13 protein-coding genes are annotated in these 16,243 nt (G+C 38.5%); 9 read left to right on the forward strand and 4 right to left on the reverse strand.

Going from position 1 to position 16,243, the window contains the following annotated elements; translation table 11 throughout:
• Positions 1-3 precede the first annotated feature (3 nt).
• Positions 4-1,149: a toxic anion resistance protein gene (locus AC0C45_RS19480; RefSeq protein WP_047933188.1), complete on the forward strand. Its 1,146-nt coding sequence runs from the start codon at positions 4-6 to the stop codon at positions 1,147-1,149.
• A 46-nt stretch (positions 1,150-1,195) separates the two neighbouring features.
• Here AC0C45_RS19480 and AC0C45_RS19485 read toward each other — a convergent pair whose 3' ends face one another.
• Together AC0C45_RS19485 and AC0C45_RS19490 are read right to left on the reverse strand one after the other, a co-directional pair.
• Positions 1,196-1,771 (reverse strand): hypothetical protein, encoded by a 576-nt coding sequence (locus AC0C45_RS19485; protein ID WP_013082871.1) that lies wholly within the window; start codon positions 1,769-1,771, stop codon positions 1,196-1,198.
• Between the two features lie 21 nt (positions 1,772-1,792).
• A complete protein-coding gene (locus AC0C45_RS19490) occupies positions 1,793-2,302 on the reverse strand; it encodes a hypothetical protein (RefSeq protein ID WP_034652689.1) in 510 nt (169 codons plus the stop codon).
• Between the two features lie 139 nt (positions 2,303-2,441).
• On the opposite strand from AC0C45_RS19490, the gene AC0C45_RS19495 reads away from it, so the two are divergent.
• Both AC0C45_RS19495 and AC0C45_RS19500 read left to right on the forward strand, forming a co-directional pair.
• A complete protein-coding gene (locus AC0C45_RS19495; protein WP_013056734.1) occupies positions 2,442-2,585 on the forward strand; it encodes a hypothetical protein in 144 nt (47 codons plus the stop codon).
• Complete coding sequence (locus tag AC0C45_RS19500; protein ID WP_013056735.1) at positions 2,586-3,353, forward strand: polysaccharide deacetylase family protein; 768 nt, start codon at positions 2,586-2,588, stop codon at positions 3,351-3,353. It abuts the gene before it with no gap.
• Between the two features lie 39 nt (positions 3,354-3,392).
• On the opposite strand, the gene AC0C45_RS19505 is transcribed toward AC0C45_RS19500, so the two are convergent.
• Complete coding sequence (locus AC0C45_RS19505) at positions 3,393-4,871, reverse strand: potassium/proton antiporter (protein ID WP_016763855.1); 1,479 nt, start codon at positions 4,869-4,871, stop codon at positions 3,393-3,395.
• Between the two features lie 164 nt (positions 4,872-5,035).
• A complete protein-coding gene (locus tag AC0C45_RS19510; RefSeq protein ID WP_237893913.1) occupies positions 5,036-6,412 on the reverse strand; it encodes a M28 family peptidase in 1,377 nt (458 codons plus the stop codon).
• A gap of 325 nt (positions 6,413-6,737) precedes the next feature.
• Between AC0C45_RS19510 and AC0C45_RS19515 the strand changes: the two genes are divergently transcribed.
• The 6 genes from AC0C45_RS19515 (at position 6,738) to AC0C45_RS19540 (ending at position 16,219) form a co-directional block, all read left to right on the forward strand.
• Positions 6,738-8,021: an ATP-binding protein gene (locus AC0C45_RS19515; protein ID WP_026106558.1), complete on the forward strand. Its 1,284-nt coding sequence runs from the start codon at positions 6,738-6,740 to the stop codon at positions 8,019-8,021.
• Positions 8,022-8,125: 104 nt separating this feature from the next.
• Positions 8,126-8,494: a hypothetical protein gene (locus AC0C45_RS19520; protein ID WP_013082877.1), complete on the forward strand. Its 369-nt coding sequence runs from the start codon at positions 8,126-8,128 to the stop codon at positions 8,492-8,494.
• A 253-nt stretch (positions 8,495-8,747) separates the two neighbouring features.
• The gene (locus AC0C45_RS19525; RefSeq protein WP_016763857.1) at positions 8,748-10,142 is read left to right on the forward strand and encodes an L-cystine transporter; all 1,395 of its coding nucleotides are present in this window, start codon (positions 8,748-8,750) and stop codon (positions 10,140-10,142) included.
• Positions 10,143-10,221: 79 nt separating this feature from the next.
• Positions 10,222-13,203 carry a type I pullulanase gene (pulA, locus tag AC0C45_RS19530; RefSeq protein ID WP_472928579.1) on the forward strand — a complete coding sequence of 994 codons (2,982 nt, stop codon included), beginning with the start codon at positions 10,222-10,224 and terminating at the stop codon, positions 13,201-13,203.
• A 128-nt stretch (positions 13,204-13,331) separates the two neighbouring features.
• A complete protein-coding gene (locus AC0C45_RS19535; protein WP_013082880.1) occupies positions 13,332-14,825 on the forward strand; it encodes an aldehyde dehydrogenase family protein in 1,494 nt (497 codons plus the stop codon).
• A 107-nt stretch (positions 14,826-14,932) separates the two neighbouring features.
• A complete protein-coding gene (locus AC0C45_RS19540; RefSeq protein WP_080743223.1) occupies positions 14,933-16,219 on the forward strand; it encodes a cytochrome P450 in 1,287 nt (428 codons plus the stop codon).
• Positions 16,220-16,243 lie beyond the last annotated feature (24 nt).

Here is a 16,243-nt window from a genome sequence, read left to right on the forward strand (position 1 = left end):
TTTATGATGAAAGAATATAATCAAAATCAATCGTTAGATGCGCTGCTTGATGATCCTTTTGCGTCGCCTACCCCGCAGATACAATCGGACTCTCGCGCTGCAAAAAGAAACACATACGATGATTTGACGCCGGAATATCAGGAAAAAGCACAGAAAATCGCAAATCAAATTGATTATAAAAATCAGCAGGCTATCTTACAGTACGGGGTAGCAGCTCAGTCAGAACTATCTCAGTTTTCTCAATCTGTACTACAGCATGTACAAACGAAAGATACGGGACCAGTAGGAGACGTTATAGGAGATTTAATGAGTAAGATTCGCCAAGTGAATCCCGATGATTTTTCTGCAAAGAAAAAAGGAGTCATCGGTCGATTATTTTCAGGAGTCTCTAGGCCTATTCAAAATTTATTAACAAAATATCAAAGCATTAATGTTGAAATTGATAAAATTGCAGATAAGTTAGAGCGCTCAAAACAAATGCTGTATCGAGACATTACGATGCTAGATAGCTTATATGATAAAAATAAACAGTTTTACGAGGCGCTTAACGTCTACATTGCAGCGGCCGAATACAAGTTAGTGGCGCTGCAGAATGAAACGCTGCCCCAGCTTCAGCAAACAGCATCTCAAAAAAATGACTACTTGATGGCTCAGGAGGTCAATGATTTAAATCAATTTATCAATAGGCTAGAAAAACGAGTGCATGATTTAAAACTGAGCCGTCAAATTGCCATTCAAAGTGCACCGCAGATTCGATTAATTCAAGAAGTCAATCAGACCCTTGTGGAAAAAATTCAAAGCTCTATTTTAACAGCTATTCCACTTTGGAAAAATCAAGTAGTAATCGCAACCACTTTATTACGCCAAAAGAAAGCAATGGAAGCCCAAAAGCAAGTATCTAAGACAACAAACGACTTGCTTACTAAAAATTCAGAGCTGCTCAAGCAGAACACGATTGAAGTAGCTCGTGAAAACGAGGCGGGGATTGTCGATATCGAAACATTGAAAAAAACGCAGTCCGATTTGATTACCACGTTAGAAGAAGTGCTAAAGATACAAGAAGAAGGACGTACGAAGCGTACCGAGGCAGAATCAGAGCTGTATCAAATGGAAAAAGATTTAAAAACTAAACTATTAGATATGAAATAAAGAAAAAGTCGGTTTACACACTTTGTAAACCGACTTTTTCTCTGTTTTATGCATTTTGAAGCGTTCTCGCCATTTCTAAAAATGGAGTTAAATCTCTTTCAGATTTAGGAGCAAAGATCGTTAACCGGAAAGTAGGGTGTTGATTTTGCTTTCGAACGAGAAAACCGTATGCGTTACTTTTATCATCTGATGCTTTGTACGCAGCTGCTATCTCTAAGTTATGATGAATGAGGTGTGTATCAAGAGAAGCCACTTCTGAAAAGCCAGCTCTTAAAATTTCTTTTGTTTCTTTATTGAGCTCCTTTACACTTTTATTTGGTGGAAACACTTCAATCCGCATCCACAAAGCATCATTTTTTTTGTTGTAAATGACATCTCTTCGTGGCTCTTCTTCTGTAAACTCGTATCCTTCTAGTACGTAAAGCGTATAGTTTTGATTGGTGCTTCTTTTAAGATAACCCGCATCTGTTCTGCTGCTTCCTTTGTAAGGATAGGTGAACTTTTGCTGTGGCAGGCGTTCTTTTGGAATTTCTTCTTGTGTGTTAATAAGCTCTTCACGAAAAGCAGTTGAGCAGCCACTCATCAAACATATAAAGCAAACAAGAAATATCTTTTTTTTCATAGCTGGCTTCCTTATCTATTTTCATTCATGCATTTTTACTGAGTTAACAATTGAAATTAACTTTTTTTCATCATCAGAATTTTTAGCTGTAACCATCGTGATTTTTAAAGCAGGGTGCCCCTTTGTTTCTCTCAGTACATACAGCTTTGCCGTTTCTTTTTTACTCCCTGATGTAGATGCAAACACAACAGGTTGAATAAATAGGGATGTAGAAGAAATTTTTAACGATTTTCCAAACTGGTCATCAAACAATTCTTTTGAACGATCTAGATATGATTTGCTTGTACTTTCTTTCCCGGAAAGGACTTCAATTCGCATCCACGTATAGGGAGTCTTGGTTGAAAAAAGAATATCTTTTCCATCCTCTTCTTTTTGAAGCGTATATTCACCGGGCAATGAAAGAGAATATCCTTGTTCGCTTACGGTGAGTTGCTGATGTTTCTCGTTGCTTTCACTGACTGCTTTAACAGAAGGCAGTATAACCATGGTTGTGCTTATCATTAACAGAAAAGCTAAATAAAATTTTCGCATGTATATATCTCCTATTCAAAACGCTAGACAGCGTGTAGTTACTATAAAAAAATGTTTTCGCCATGTTAGAACCCGTAGGTTTATTTTTGACTTTTTGGTAAAGCTAAAAACACAATCAATTAGTAATGGAGAGAAGACTATGAAAAACCGTAAATCAACTTCTGCAGCTAATCGCCGTCAACAGCGCGTGTGTTTGGGTGATGAACGATTATTTGCAGTTGGTATCAAAGCGTTTATTGACAATACGCATGAATCACACCTAGACAAAAAAGGAGGTCATTGAGTGAAATGGTGCTTGTCAATTATTATTATTGTTTCCATTAATTTCTATGGTATTCAGGCGGATGCTGCAAAGAAGAGCAGATTTTATTATGAAAAAAAAGGAGATATCGTGTGGGAAGTTCCCATGAAAGACGAAAAGTTGATTGCGCTTACATTTGATGATGGACCAGATCCTAAATATACGCCGACCATTTTGAATTTATTGCAAAAGTACGGTGCCAAAGCAACTTTTTTTGTAGTGGGCGATCGAATAACGTCTTTTCCCAAGCTTGCTCAAAGAGAAGTTCGTGAAGGTCATGAACTTGCTAATCATACATATAGCCATTTGAAAGTAAGGGGCCAGGAAGTAGAGAGAATTGAACAAGAAATTGAAAAAGCGGATGAACGTATACAAGCTATTACAGGAATAAAACCTTACCTGTTTCGCCCACCTACTGGCTATTATGACGATCGGGTAGTAAAAGCTGCTAAAAATCAGCAGTATACCATTATTCTTTGGTCTTGGCATCAAGATACATTTGATTGGAGAAATCCAGGCGTAGGTAAAATTGTAAGTCAAGTGCTTAACCATGCCAGGTCAGGAGATATTGTATTGTTTCATGATACGGGAGGAGATCGAACCCAAACCATTGAAGCATTAAAACAAATTTTACCGAAGTTAAAGGAAGAGGGGTATAAATTTGTAACGGTCTCAGAACTTTTAAAACATCACCCCAATTATAAATCTCTTTATTTGATGCAGCAGCAAAAACAGCACTCCGTTCAATAATCGGGTGCTGTTTTTCTCGTAAAGACTTTAACCAATTTTTTAACTGGTTTTTCCTTCTCTTTCGTCCCCATCAGACGTATTTTTTTGGAAAAATGCTTTTACTTCATCTCGTTTTTTCTTCGAAATAAGAATATATAATGTATCACCTGCAAAAATTTGTGTATTTCCTCTAGGTGTAAGTAATTTATCATCTCGAATAACAGCAGTCACTAAAATGTCTTCAGGGAGGTGAAGTTCTTCAAGCGATTTTCCTGATATATCTGCATGTTCCACGAGCTTCAACTCAATCATTTCATTTTTGGTTTTGCCCATCGAAACAAGCTCGAGACTGTGAGGAACCGTCTCTTTTTCACCTTGAGAAAAGTTTAGAAATTTGGCTAAAGGAGCGATTGTTGCTCCTTGAAGAAGAGCGGAAGTTAAGACAACAAAGAAAACGACGTTAAAAATCAGCGTGCTGTTCTCCAAACCTGCCATCATAGGATAAGTAGCCAATACAATTGGAACAGCTCCTTTTAAACCGGCCCAAGAAATAAACAGTTTTTCTTTGGATGAGTATTTAGCAAACATCATCGAAAGAAATACGCCGAGTGGACGAGCGACAAACATAAGTAAAAGAGATAACAGTATACCCTGCCAAATGATATCTAGCAGTTGATTAGGAAAGACAAGAAGGCCGAGTAAAATAAACATTAAAATTTGCATCATCCATGCAAAACCTTCGTTAAAGCGGACAATTGTGTGACGATAAGTTAGATCTGCATTTCCTACTACCACTGCCATTACGTATACAGCAAGTAGACCGCTTGCTTCTACAAATGTGGAAATTCCATAGGTTAAGGCGGCCAATGACAATGTAAGCACAGGGTAAAGACCTGAAGAATCTAAATTAATTCGATTAATAATCCAAACGGATGCTTTTCCGAGTACTAAACCAAGTACCAGCCCGATTCCCATTTGCCAAAAGAAATTAAGGATTAATGAGAGGATAGGAGAGTCCGGATGTTGAATTAATTCAATAATAGAAACGGTTAAGAAGATGGCCATCGGATCATTGGAACCAGATTCTGCTTCTAGCGTGGAGTTTAGTTTTTGGCGGATATTCTGTGTCCCTAGTACAGAGAACACGGCTGCAGCATCTGTAGAGCCAACGATTGCCCCAAATAAAAAGCCTTCAAGCCAAGTAACGCCCAAAATATATTTGGCAAGTACACCCGTTAAAACTGTCGTAATGAGGACTCCGAAAGTAGCTAATGAAACGGAAGGGCGAACAACGCGTTTGACATCTTTCCATTTGGTCTGCACGCCTCCATCAAAAAGAATAATGATAAGCGCTAATATTCCGAATCCTTGTGTTAAAAGAGCATTGTCAAAGTAGATGTAGTGGCTAACAACCATTCCTACAATAATAAAGAGTACAAGCGAAGGGACGCCAAGGCGAGTAGAGAACTTGGCAGTGAGTACCCCTATGACAAGGAGAATAGATAATAAAAAAATTGAATGGTCTACCGTAAAATCCAAAAAATACACCTCATTTGGTCAAAATTTTTATGTAAGCAATAAGTGAGGTTCCTTTATAATAATTGTAGCATAATGAATTTAAAACCTTGAGAAATCTGCTTATCAAAAAAAGAGATGCATAAACATCTCTTTTTTGGTCATGTATGAATAACAGGGATAGATTCTTATTTGACATCTTGCTCGTGATAAAGATGAGGAGCTTTAAATGTTGCTTTCTTTTTAACGGAAGAACCTTGTTGATCGGGACGGGAACGATCGTAAATAGCTGTTCCAACAATCTCAGCCACATCTTGAAGTTTTTCTTTGCTGATTTTATCGAGGGTATCTTCAGGCGTATGATACCAAGGTTCAGACGGACTGTGAATAAATAGAGCAGCCGGTATTCCTGCCTCTGCAAAAGGAACGTGATCACTGCGGCCGCCAGCTTGGAATGGCGTAGGTGCTCCATTTAATCTTGTACTTGAAGCTTGAGCTAATTCTGTGACAAGATTTGGTGTTCCATCAGCTGTATTCATTACCAAATCTCCCGCATCTCGACTTCCCACCATGTCTAAATTAAACATTCCAACAATACGATTTTTCTCATCTTCAGATAGCTCACTAACATAATGCTCGGATCCTAGTAAGCCTACTTCTTCGGCTCCGAATGTAACAAATCGCAGTTCTGTATCAGTAGGAAGAGTTTTAAATACGCGAGCTAATTCAAGCACCATTGCAGTTCCAGAAGCATCGTCATTTGCCCCAGGCGCTCCGGCCACAGAATCATGATGAGCACCTACTACAATAATATCATTTGTTCCTTTTTTCTTAAAAGTAGAAGGTTTAGTAGCGGTTACATTATAAGATGTTCGCTCACTTACGACAGCTCCTTCAATTTTTACTGTACCTGAAGGCTTTTCGCCTTTTTGAATAGAAGTAAGAATCTTTTCACCTTCTTCTTTGGTAACAGCAAGAGACGGAATGTAGTTATCATTAGCGCCGCCAAGCGTTCCGTTTAGCTCACCATCTGTATTATTAAAAATAATGACGGCTGCAGCCCCTTTTTCAGCAGCATTTAATACTTTTTCACCAAAAGTAATAGTGCCTCGCTGAACTAATACAATTTTACCTGTCACATCTTTGTTTGCTAAATTATCTTTTGTACCCAGCCCTCCATCTACAATTTCAGCTGTGACATTTCCATTGGTGCTATAAGTAAAAGTTGTGGGAGAGTAGCTGGTACCGTTTACGCTTAGTGAAAAACTAGCTGCTGGTGTGTAACCGGTAAAGGCAAAAGGCTCTACTGCGCTCTCATAGCCTAGTTTAGACAAACGCTTTTGAACAAATGTAGCAGCTTCGCGTTCAGCTTCAGTTCCTGCCACACGAGGTTTTTTTGAGAGATACGCAATGTCTTGATAAATTTTCTCAGTATTGACTTTTTTTAATACTTTTTGTTCAGAACTTTGATGGTGAGAAGCATTTGCAGAAGTAGAAGCTTGTACACTTGTAAAAGATAAAGTCAAACTTGTTGCTACAGCCAAAGAAATCACGGTTTTTTTCATTAAAATCCCCCTAAATTTATCGATGTAGTTGGTACTATTCGAATTTACAATATTAAGAAAATACAAAAAAGAGCATTAATACCTAAATGTTCCAGAGTATTCCGTATCTAAATTCCTATTTTGATAGAGAAAATAATTCAAATAAATGAAAATGCGGAAAAAAATAAAGGGGGATAAAAGAAACTGTGTCAAAAGTAATGAAAAAAGGTATTAGATAAGAATAAAAAAATAAGGTAAACTAGTTTAAAAGTAAGAAGAATGTTCAGAACTTAATTGATGAGACATAGAGAGTGTTAACGTAAAAAACAAAGGCTGGTGGGAAATATTGATAAAAAATAGGGAGGGTATACGAAAAGCAGCGGCGGTAGCGGGTCTTCTGCTTGTAGGGGTGTACATCGTCTTTCAAACAATGGCATTTTTTAAAGGAGCATATGCTCTTAGCAGTTTGATAAAAGATAGTTTACTAGTGGGCGTAACGGCTGGCACGTTTTATTTACTTTATAAGCGTTCGGTTCATACCCAGGTGTCTGATGAACAATATCAGCTTGCTACATTAATAAATTCAATGCCAGATTTTATTTGTTTTAAAGATGGGGCTGGCAAATGGGTGGCGGTGAATGATTTTGGAAGAGAACTTTATCATTTAAAGGGTATTGATTACAGGGGTAAAACCGATGCAGAACTCGGGGAACTTGTGCCTTTCTTTCAAGCCGCTTTCTTACACTGTATTTCATCGGATGAAGAAGCTTGGAGAAAAAAGGAAAAGGTACGCACGGAAGAAGCATTTGAAATACCAAACGGCGAGGTCAAAACATTTGATGTTATTAAAGTACCTGTGTTTTTTGATGATGGCTCAAGAAAAGCTCTTATCACGATTGGACGAGATATCACTCAGCAAAAGCTTGCAGAAGCGCTTCTCATAAAAAAGGAAAAGCTTTCTGTAGTAGGCGAATTAGCTGCCGGAATTGCCCATGAAATTAGAAATCCGCTTACGAGTATTAAAGGGTTTGTTCAGCTCATGAAAGAAACAGACCGATCCGCAATAGGGTATGCTAACATCATGCTTGATGAGCTGGAACGAATTAATGGTATTGTCAGTGAAATGCTTCTTTTGTCAAAACCTGAAAGTGAACATTTTCGCGTGTTTTCTCTTACCGAAGCGGTTAAGTATGTAATGAGTTTAACTTCCCATGAAGCTTTATTGAAAAACATTGACTTCTTATACGATGAACAAACAAATAACGCTAGTGTGTATGGAAATAAAAATCACCTTATTCAAGTATTACTTAATGTTTTTAAAAACGCAATTGAAGCCATGGATAGGCCTGGAAATATTTATATTACAATCAAAACAGCGCAGGATAACCATATTTTTATAGAAGTTAGAGATGAAGGAGTAGGAATTTCTAAAGACCGTCTAGAACATATAGGAGAACCGTTTTTTACTTTAAAAGAAAAAGGAATGGGGCTTGGATTAACAATCAGCTCCAAAATTATTCATGATCATCACGGTACCATGCAGATTGAGAGTGAGCAGAACAAAGGGACGATTGTTAAAATCCGACTGCCTCTGTATGTCAAAGATACGGCGGTTTTTGCAAGCAAATGAAATGTTGTAAACGAAAAGTAATGAAAACGTCATCCATTTCTTATTGCTAAACGCAGCCGTACATGATGTAATAAAAGAAACGAACATGTCAGGAAGGTAGCAAAATGAGACGTGCAGATCAAAAAATTATATTACCGTATACACCGGAAAATTTAAGAATGCTATTGCTTCAAGTATGTGACGGAGAAAATCCGTTTTCCCATCAGGATCTTACGTATTGGTGTGATAAATATACTCTCCATTATTATGAGTATGAAGCGGATGAAACGCAGTGGATGAATGATATGCAGCAGACAGATAATAGACAAGATCTAGCTAAATCCTATGCCATTGCTAAAGATATTGGCTGGCAGTGGTACTTTTATATGGCTAGAGGGACGACGCTGTCTGATATTCAATATGTCGAGCTTCACGAACTAGAATTACCCAGACATTTGTTTGTAAAATGGCTAAATGAATTATATGAAATGTAATCTTATATATGAATTGTAGTACATCCGGTGTGATGAAAGAAAGACTATCTCTGGTAACGGAGCAAAAGACCACTGAAGTACATACAAGCGTAAAATAGAAAGCTAAGGAAAATCCTTAGCTTTTTTGTTTTGTCAAAATTATTCAAAAAAACTGTCTTCAGGAAAAAACATAAAACCTAGTTGACTTATTGGTATTGTTATATTATAAGTAATAGAGACATAATTTATGGGAAAAATTACAGGGGGAACATCTATGAATAACTTATTAGTCATCATAAACATCCTCATTATGCTCGCATTGCTTGCGGGGCTGTTTATGATGCAGAAAAAACATGTATCATTTTCAAAGCGTGTGTTTACAGCGCTTGGACTGGGGATTATTTTTGGCTTTGCTCTTCAGTGGGTGTATGGTCCGACTCATGAAGTAACGATGATGACCGCCGATTGGTTTAGCATTGTAGGAAGCGGATATGTTAAGTTTCTTCAAATGATTGTTATGCCGCTTGTATTTGTATCGATTGTAGCGGCATTCACTCGCTTAAAATTGACGAGCAATATTGGAAAGATTAGTAGTTTAATTATTGGGATTTTGCTTGTCACAACAGCGGTAGCAGCTGCAATTGGTATTTTCACAACAACGAGCTTTAATTTAGAATCTGTTCAAATCACAAAAGGGGAAGCAGAACTTCAGCGCGGGGAGGACTTAGAAAACAATTTATCTAGTTTAGAAGCAAAAACAATCCCGCAGCAAGTAGTAGAATTATTACCTGCTAACCCGTTTCTTGATTTAACAGGCGCACGTTCAACTTCCACGATTGGCGTTGTCATCTTTGCGGCATTTGTTGGAATTGCGTATTTAGGTGTGAAGCGTAAAAAGGCTGAGGAAGCGGCGTTATTTTCAAAAATTATTGATACGCTTTATGCAATTGTAATGCGTGTAGTGACGCTCATTCTTCGTTTAACTCCTTATGGGGTACTTGCAATTATGACCAAAACAGTAGCAACGAGTGATATTGATGCAATTGTTAAACTGGGAAAGTTTGTTGTAGCATCATATGTCGCATTGGCAGCTATGTTTATTGTTCACTTAGTTATTCTAACAATTATCGGTGTAAATCCGATCACATATGTTAAGAAAGTATTTCCTGTATTGGCTTTTGCCTTTACTTCCCGTACAAGTGCTGGAGCATTACCTTTGAATGTTAATACACAAACAAGACAGTTAGGGGTTCCAGAAGGAATTGCGAATTTCGCAGGTTCATTTGGTCTTACAATTGGTCAAAACGGATGCGCTGGAATATATCCAGCTATGTTAGCCGTTATGATTGCACCAACGGTAGGTATTGATCCTTTAACGCCTTCATTTATTTTCACGTTGATTGCCATTGTAGCAATTAGTTCGTTTGGCGTAGCAGGTGTTGGCGGAGGAGCTACATTTGCGGCTTTACTTGTATTATCTTCTATGAATTTGCCCGTAGCGCTAGCAGGATTATTAATCTCAGTAGAACCATTGATTGATATGGGGCGTACGGCACTTAATGTAAGTGGAAGCATGACAGCCGGAGTCGTAACTAGTAAACTAACAAAAGAACTAGATACAAACGTATACAACGATCAAACCATCTCACCTGAAACAGCAGAAGTGTAAAAGAGATACTTCATCCATAGTTAACATTGTTAACTATGGATTTTTTTTCTTTATCCACATAAAATAGGAAAAAATACTTATGATAACGCTTTCAAAAAAGGTTATAGTGAAAAATGTGTACGTATTTTATTTTATAGGAGGGTTTTCATTGAAATGTAGTTGGACTAAATATGCAATGGTACTGACGGCTTTACTCTTACTAGTAAGCTCTTTTTTTAGCCCATTTATGCAATCGTTTGCATCTGCAGCAGACTCAACAAAAATCACGATTCACTATCAGCCTGCTCCAAATGATACAAAGGAATGGGGGTTATGGATTTTTCCTGAAGGAGGAGAAGGGAAGCCTTACACATTTACAGGGGAAGATCAATTTGGAAAAGTAGCGGAAGTTGAATTACCCGGTACTTATGACAAAGTAGGTTTTATTGTTCGAACAGAGTCGTGGGAAAAAGATGGAGGAGACCGCTTCGTTTCAGTGGAGAACGGTGAAGGAGAAGTATGGGTGAAAAGTGGAGATGAACATACATATATGTCTCCTCCTGACGGTGAATACCGAGATTTACCAAAGTTTGATAAAGTAAACGTTACCTTAAATTATCATCGGTACGACGGAGATTACAGCGGGTGGAACATTTGGACATGGCCAGGTGATGAAAAAGAAGGCAAGCAAATCGAATTTACAGAAGACACGAATTTTGGGAAGAGAGCGACTTACACGATTAACAGTGGAAGCGGTAATTTATTTGACAAAATTGGTTTTATTGTACGCCATTCTACTAGTGACAGCGATTGGGAAAATAAAGACGGAGGAGACCGCTTTATTACCAAGGTTGGTAAAGATGGGAATGTAGAAGTATGGATTGTTCAAGGACAAAATCGGATTTACTATGATAGAGCTGGAGTAGATATCACTCGGAAAATCACGAAAGCGACGATGGATACATTTAATCAAATCACCTTAGAAACAAACGTGCCGTTTGACTCTTTTAAGAGCTTAGGAGACATTGAAATTGACGGAGCTCAAATTGAGAAAGTGATACCTTATAAAGAGGGAGAAGACGCTGCTACTACTAAAGTTAAGATCATAACAAAACAGCCTTTGGACGTTACAAAAACGTATAAAGTTAAGCAAAAAGGCTACGGCTCAGCTGATGTAGTTAATGGAAATGTCGTTCGCACGAAAGAATTTGACGAAAAGTATGCATATAGCGGAAACGATTTAGGAAACACGTATTCTAAGAAACAAACAAATTTTCGCGTATGGGCTCCAACCGCAAGCGAAGCAAAGCTAGTGACTTATTCGTCATGGAACTCCAAAGCTGTAAAAGAAATTTCTATGACTAAAAGTGAAAAAGGAACCTGGAAAGCGGAGTTAAAAGGAAATCAAGATGAACTAATTTATACGTACAAAGTAAAAATTGGGAACAGCTGGAGCGAAGCGGTTGATCCATATGTACGAGCAACAACGGTGAATGGAGATCGCGGAGTTGTCGTAGATTTGGCTAAGACAAATCCGAGAAAGTGGAGTGCAAATAAGCCGAAATTTAAAAATCCAGAAGATGCGATTATCTATGAACTTCACGTACGAGATTTATCGTCTCAAAAAGAGAGCGGTATCAAAAATAAAGGAAAATATTTAGGCGTAGCGGAGTGGAATACGAAAGGACCAAATGGAGTAAAAACAGGACTCAGTCATATTAAAGATTTAGGTGTGACGCACGTTCAGTTCCTGCCTATTTACGATTATCGTACGGTGGATGAAACAAAATTAAACGAGCCGCAGTTTAACTGGGGATATGATCCAAAAAATTACAACGTCCCAGAAGGTTCCTATTCAACAAACCCATATAATCCTAAGACGAGAATTATTGAGCTTAAACAAATGATTCAAACGCTTCATGACAAGCAGCTTCGTATGGTAATGGACGTTGTCTATAATCATGTGTATGCAGTGAGTGAGCATAGCTTTGATAAACTAGTTCCAGGCTACTACTTCCGTTATAAAGAAGATGGAACTTTATCAAACGGAACAGGTGTTGGAAACGACACGGCGTCTGAACGGGAGATGGTTCGGAAGTTTATTGTAGATTCTGTTGCTTATTGGGCAAAAGAGTACCACATTGATGGGTTTCGATTTGATTTAATGGGGATTCACGATACAAAGACAATGAATGAAGTGAGAAAGAAGTTAGATGAAATTGACCCTTCCATTATCGTCTTAGGAGAGGGCTGGGATCTAGGAACCGAGCTTGATGCTAAGCTAAAAGCTAATCAGAAAAACGCTCAGGATATGAAGCGCATCGCTCACTTCAACGATGGTATGCGAGATGGTCTTAAAGGCAGCGTGTTTTTTGATCGTGAAAACGGATTTGTTAATGGAAAACAGGGTCAAGAAAAGCTCATACAGCAAAGTATAGCAGCGGGAATTGATTATGATCGTTCAACTGCCACGTATGAAGACCCGGATCAAGTTGTGACGTATGTAGAAGCACACGATAACCATACGTTATGGGATAAGCTTCAGCTGACGAACCCTGCTGACACCGAGCAAACGAGAAAGCAGATGCATAAGCTTGCTTCTTCTATTATTTTAACATCTCAAGGAATGAACTTTATACATGCAGGTCAAGAGTTTATGAGAACAAAAGGCGGAGATCATAATAGCTATCAGTCACCCGATTCTGTCAATCAGTTAGATTGGAAGCGTCGAGCAGCTTTCAGCCAAGAAGTAGGTTACATGAAGGGACTTATTGCGCTTCGAAAGCAATATTCCTCATTTAGAATGACGAGTGCACAGGCTATTCATCAAAATTTACGCTTTGTTGATGCACCAGCAAACGTAGTAGGCTATACGTTAAATGCTAAAGCCAATAAAGATAAAGCAAACGAAATAATGGTGATTCATAATGCAAATAAACAAGCTCAAACGGTTCATCTACCTTCTAACAGAACGTGGAGATTACTTGTTGACGGCGAACAGGCAGGAACAAAAATGCTCCGTACGGTGAAAGGAAATACAGTAAACGTTTCGCCTCTTTCCACATTTGTGCTAGTAAGATAAATTTTAGATAACTAGAATATGTATAGAAAAATTCAGAATATTGTGTGCGAAATTGTTGATTTTACTGAATAACATGGTAAAATATTCATTGTTAGCGTTTTCAAAATTCGTGGGGAGGTATGTATTTGATGCAAAATCTTGGAGCGAAAAAAGTTGAAATGAGTCCGAAAGTAGTGGAGTTTTTAAAAGGAGTTAAACAGCTATACATTAACGGCGAATGGGTAGACTCTGTTTCAGGAAAAACGTTTGAAACAGTAAATCCAGCAACGGGTGAAAAGTTGGCAGATGTAGCTGAAGCAAATCCAGAGGATATTGATCGTGCCGTCAGAGCGGCTAGAGAAGCCTTTGATCATGGACCTTGGACAAAGATGTCAGCAGCTGAAAGAAGTCGACTTATTTATAAATTAGCTGATTTAATGGAAACACATCAATTGGAGCTTGCGCAGCTTGAAACGCTTGATAACGGAAAACCAATTCGTGAAACATCAAATGCAGACATTCCATTAGCAATTGAACATTTCCGCTACTTTGCTGGGTGGTCAACTAAAATGGTTGGACAAACTATTCCTGTGCAAGGAGCGTATTTTAACTATACAAGATATGAACCAGTAGGAGTTGTTGGCCAAATTATTCCGTGGAACTTCCCGCTTTTAATGGCCGCTTGGAAGCTCGGAGCTGCTTTGGCAACTGGATGTACAATTGTGCTTAAACCAGCAGAGCAAACGCCGCTTTCTGCACTTTACTTGGCTCGACTAGCCGATGAAGCAGGGTTCCCAAAAGGCGTGCTAAACATTGTGCCAGGCTACGGGAAAACAGCAGGTGAACCGCTCGTTCATCATGATCTTGTCGATAAAATTGCTTTTACAGGGTCTACTGCTGTCGGAAAAGCAATTATGAAGCAAGCTAGCGACTCCTTAAAACGTGTGACGTTAGAGCTTGGAGGTAAATCACCAAACATTATCCTCCCGGATGCAGACTTAACAAAAGCAGTTCCTGGTGCGCTTTCAGGTATTATGTTTAATCAAGGACAAGTATGTTGTGCTGGGAGTCGTCTGTATGTCCAAAAAAGCTTATATGATAATGTCGTAGCTGATTTAGTTTCTCAAACGAAATCTATTAAACAAGGAAATGGATTAGCAGATGAGACGACAATGGGTCCGCTTGTATCTGCGCAGCAGCAAAAACGAGTGAAAACCTATATTGATAAAGGAATTGAAGAAGGAGCAGAAGTACTCGCAGGAGGAAACATTCCATTTGATCAAGGCTATTTCGTAGAACCGACTATCTTTGCAGATGTCGATCATTCAATGACGATTGCTCGTGAAGAAATCTTCGGTCCGGTTGTAGCTGCTATGCCGTTTGACGATCTCGATGATTTAATTGCCAAAGCAAATGATACAGCATATGGTCTAGCAGCGGGCGTCTGGACACAGGATTTAAAGAAAGCACACTATATTGCTCATGGTATTAAAGCAGGTACAGTTTGGGTGAACTGCTACAACGTATTTGATGCAGCAAGCCCGTTTGGAGGCTATAAACAGTCGGGAATTGGTCGTGAAATGGGAAGTTATGCGCTCGATAACTACACTGAAGTGAAAAGCGTATGGATCAATATGGAATAATAAGTAAGAATTTTTGTGAAAATCAATAGCATATCTTTGTGTGAAAAAGAGTAGTCTTTAGTGGACTACTCTTTTATTTGTTTAAGTCCCGCATTTTTAGAAAAGGAGTGATAACATTGCCGGTTATACAGGGCCCCTCGTCGTATAAGCTTACCGGTCACCTGCAAAAGTTTAGAGAGAACCCCCTGGGTTTTTTGGAAAACTTGACTCAGTATGGAGAAATTGCAACATTTAGAGTTGCGCACAAACGCTTTTATGTAACGAGAGACCCTCAACTTATTAAAGATGTAGTCATTACAAACAGCAAGGCGTTTCAAAAAATTAAACTAACGCATATGTTTAAAACGCTGCTAGGCGAAGAAATGTTATGGACAGATGAAGCATTATATATGAGCCCCATTCAACCCTCACAACTAAAACAACATCTAACTTTTAATAAGGAAGCAATCGCAAAAATAATTGAAAAGCATACGGAAACGTGGGAAGAAGGGCAGCTTCGAACAATAGTAAAAGACATAAGACAGATAGTCATAGCTGTACTCCTTCAACTTGTATTTGGCATTTCGATTGAGGAGAAAGATAAAATTCACTATGTTCAAGCGCTTATGAGAAAAAAAGAAAAGTTAGGCAAAATTTATATTCGTCTACCTTTGCACCAGCCTGACTCAGATGAGCAGCTAGAACAACTCCTTTTTGAACGCGTTCAAATGCGTGTTCAAAACAAAACCGCAGGAAATGATTTACTGCAGTATATATTGAATTCTTACGGAGAAGACAGCGATGAAAGAGAAATATACGAACAGCTAAATTCTATATTCCTTTCGATGTATGAAATGATTACGCACGTATGCAGCTGGTCTATTCATTTACTATCTCAAAATACTAGGGAGCACCTTCAGCTGCATAAAGAAATTCAAGCCTATGCTAGCGGCGAATCACTTTCAACCAAAAATCTGACCTATATGCGCAAAATAATTGCTGAAAGCATGAGGTTGTATCCGCCTCTTTGGCTATTTGGACGTCAAGCACGTGAAGATATACAAATAGATGGCTACAGTATTAAAAAAGGGGAGATTATGTTAATTAGCCCTTATATGATGCATCGCCATGAAGATTATTTTTTAGAGCCAAGTGAATTTTTACCTGACCGTTTTGAAAAAGGAGGGTCCATTGATGTCCCAAGCTATATGTATATGCCACTTGGGATTGAGCATCAAGCGGAAAGGGGCATGGACTATATCACTGAAATAGTCACCATTTTTCTGTCAGAAATGACAAAGCGCTTTTTATTTCAGCTGACTAAGCCCGAATCTATTGCTCCGATGGCGGGCGTAATGCTGAATATGAAAGAAGAACTGAAGGTGAATGTTCACAAAGTTCACGCGCAGTCTTGAATGAACGGGAATACTTTTCCTCTT

The organism is Priestia sp. VA7, assembly GCF_055710015.1.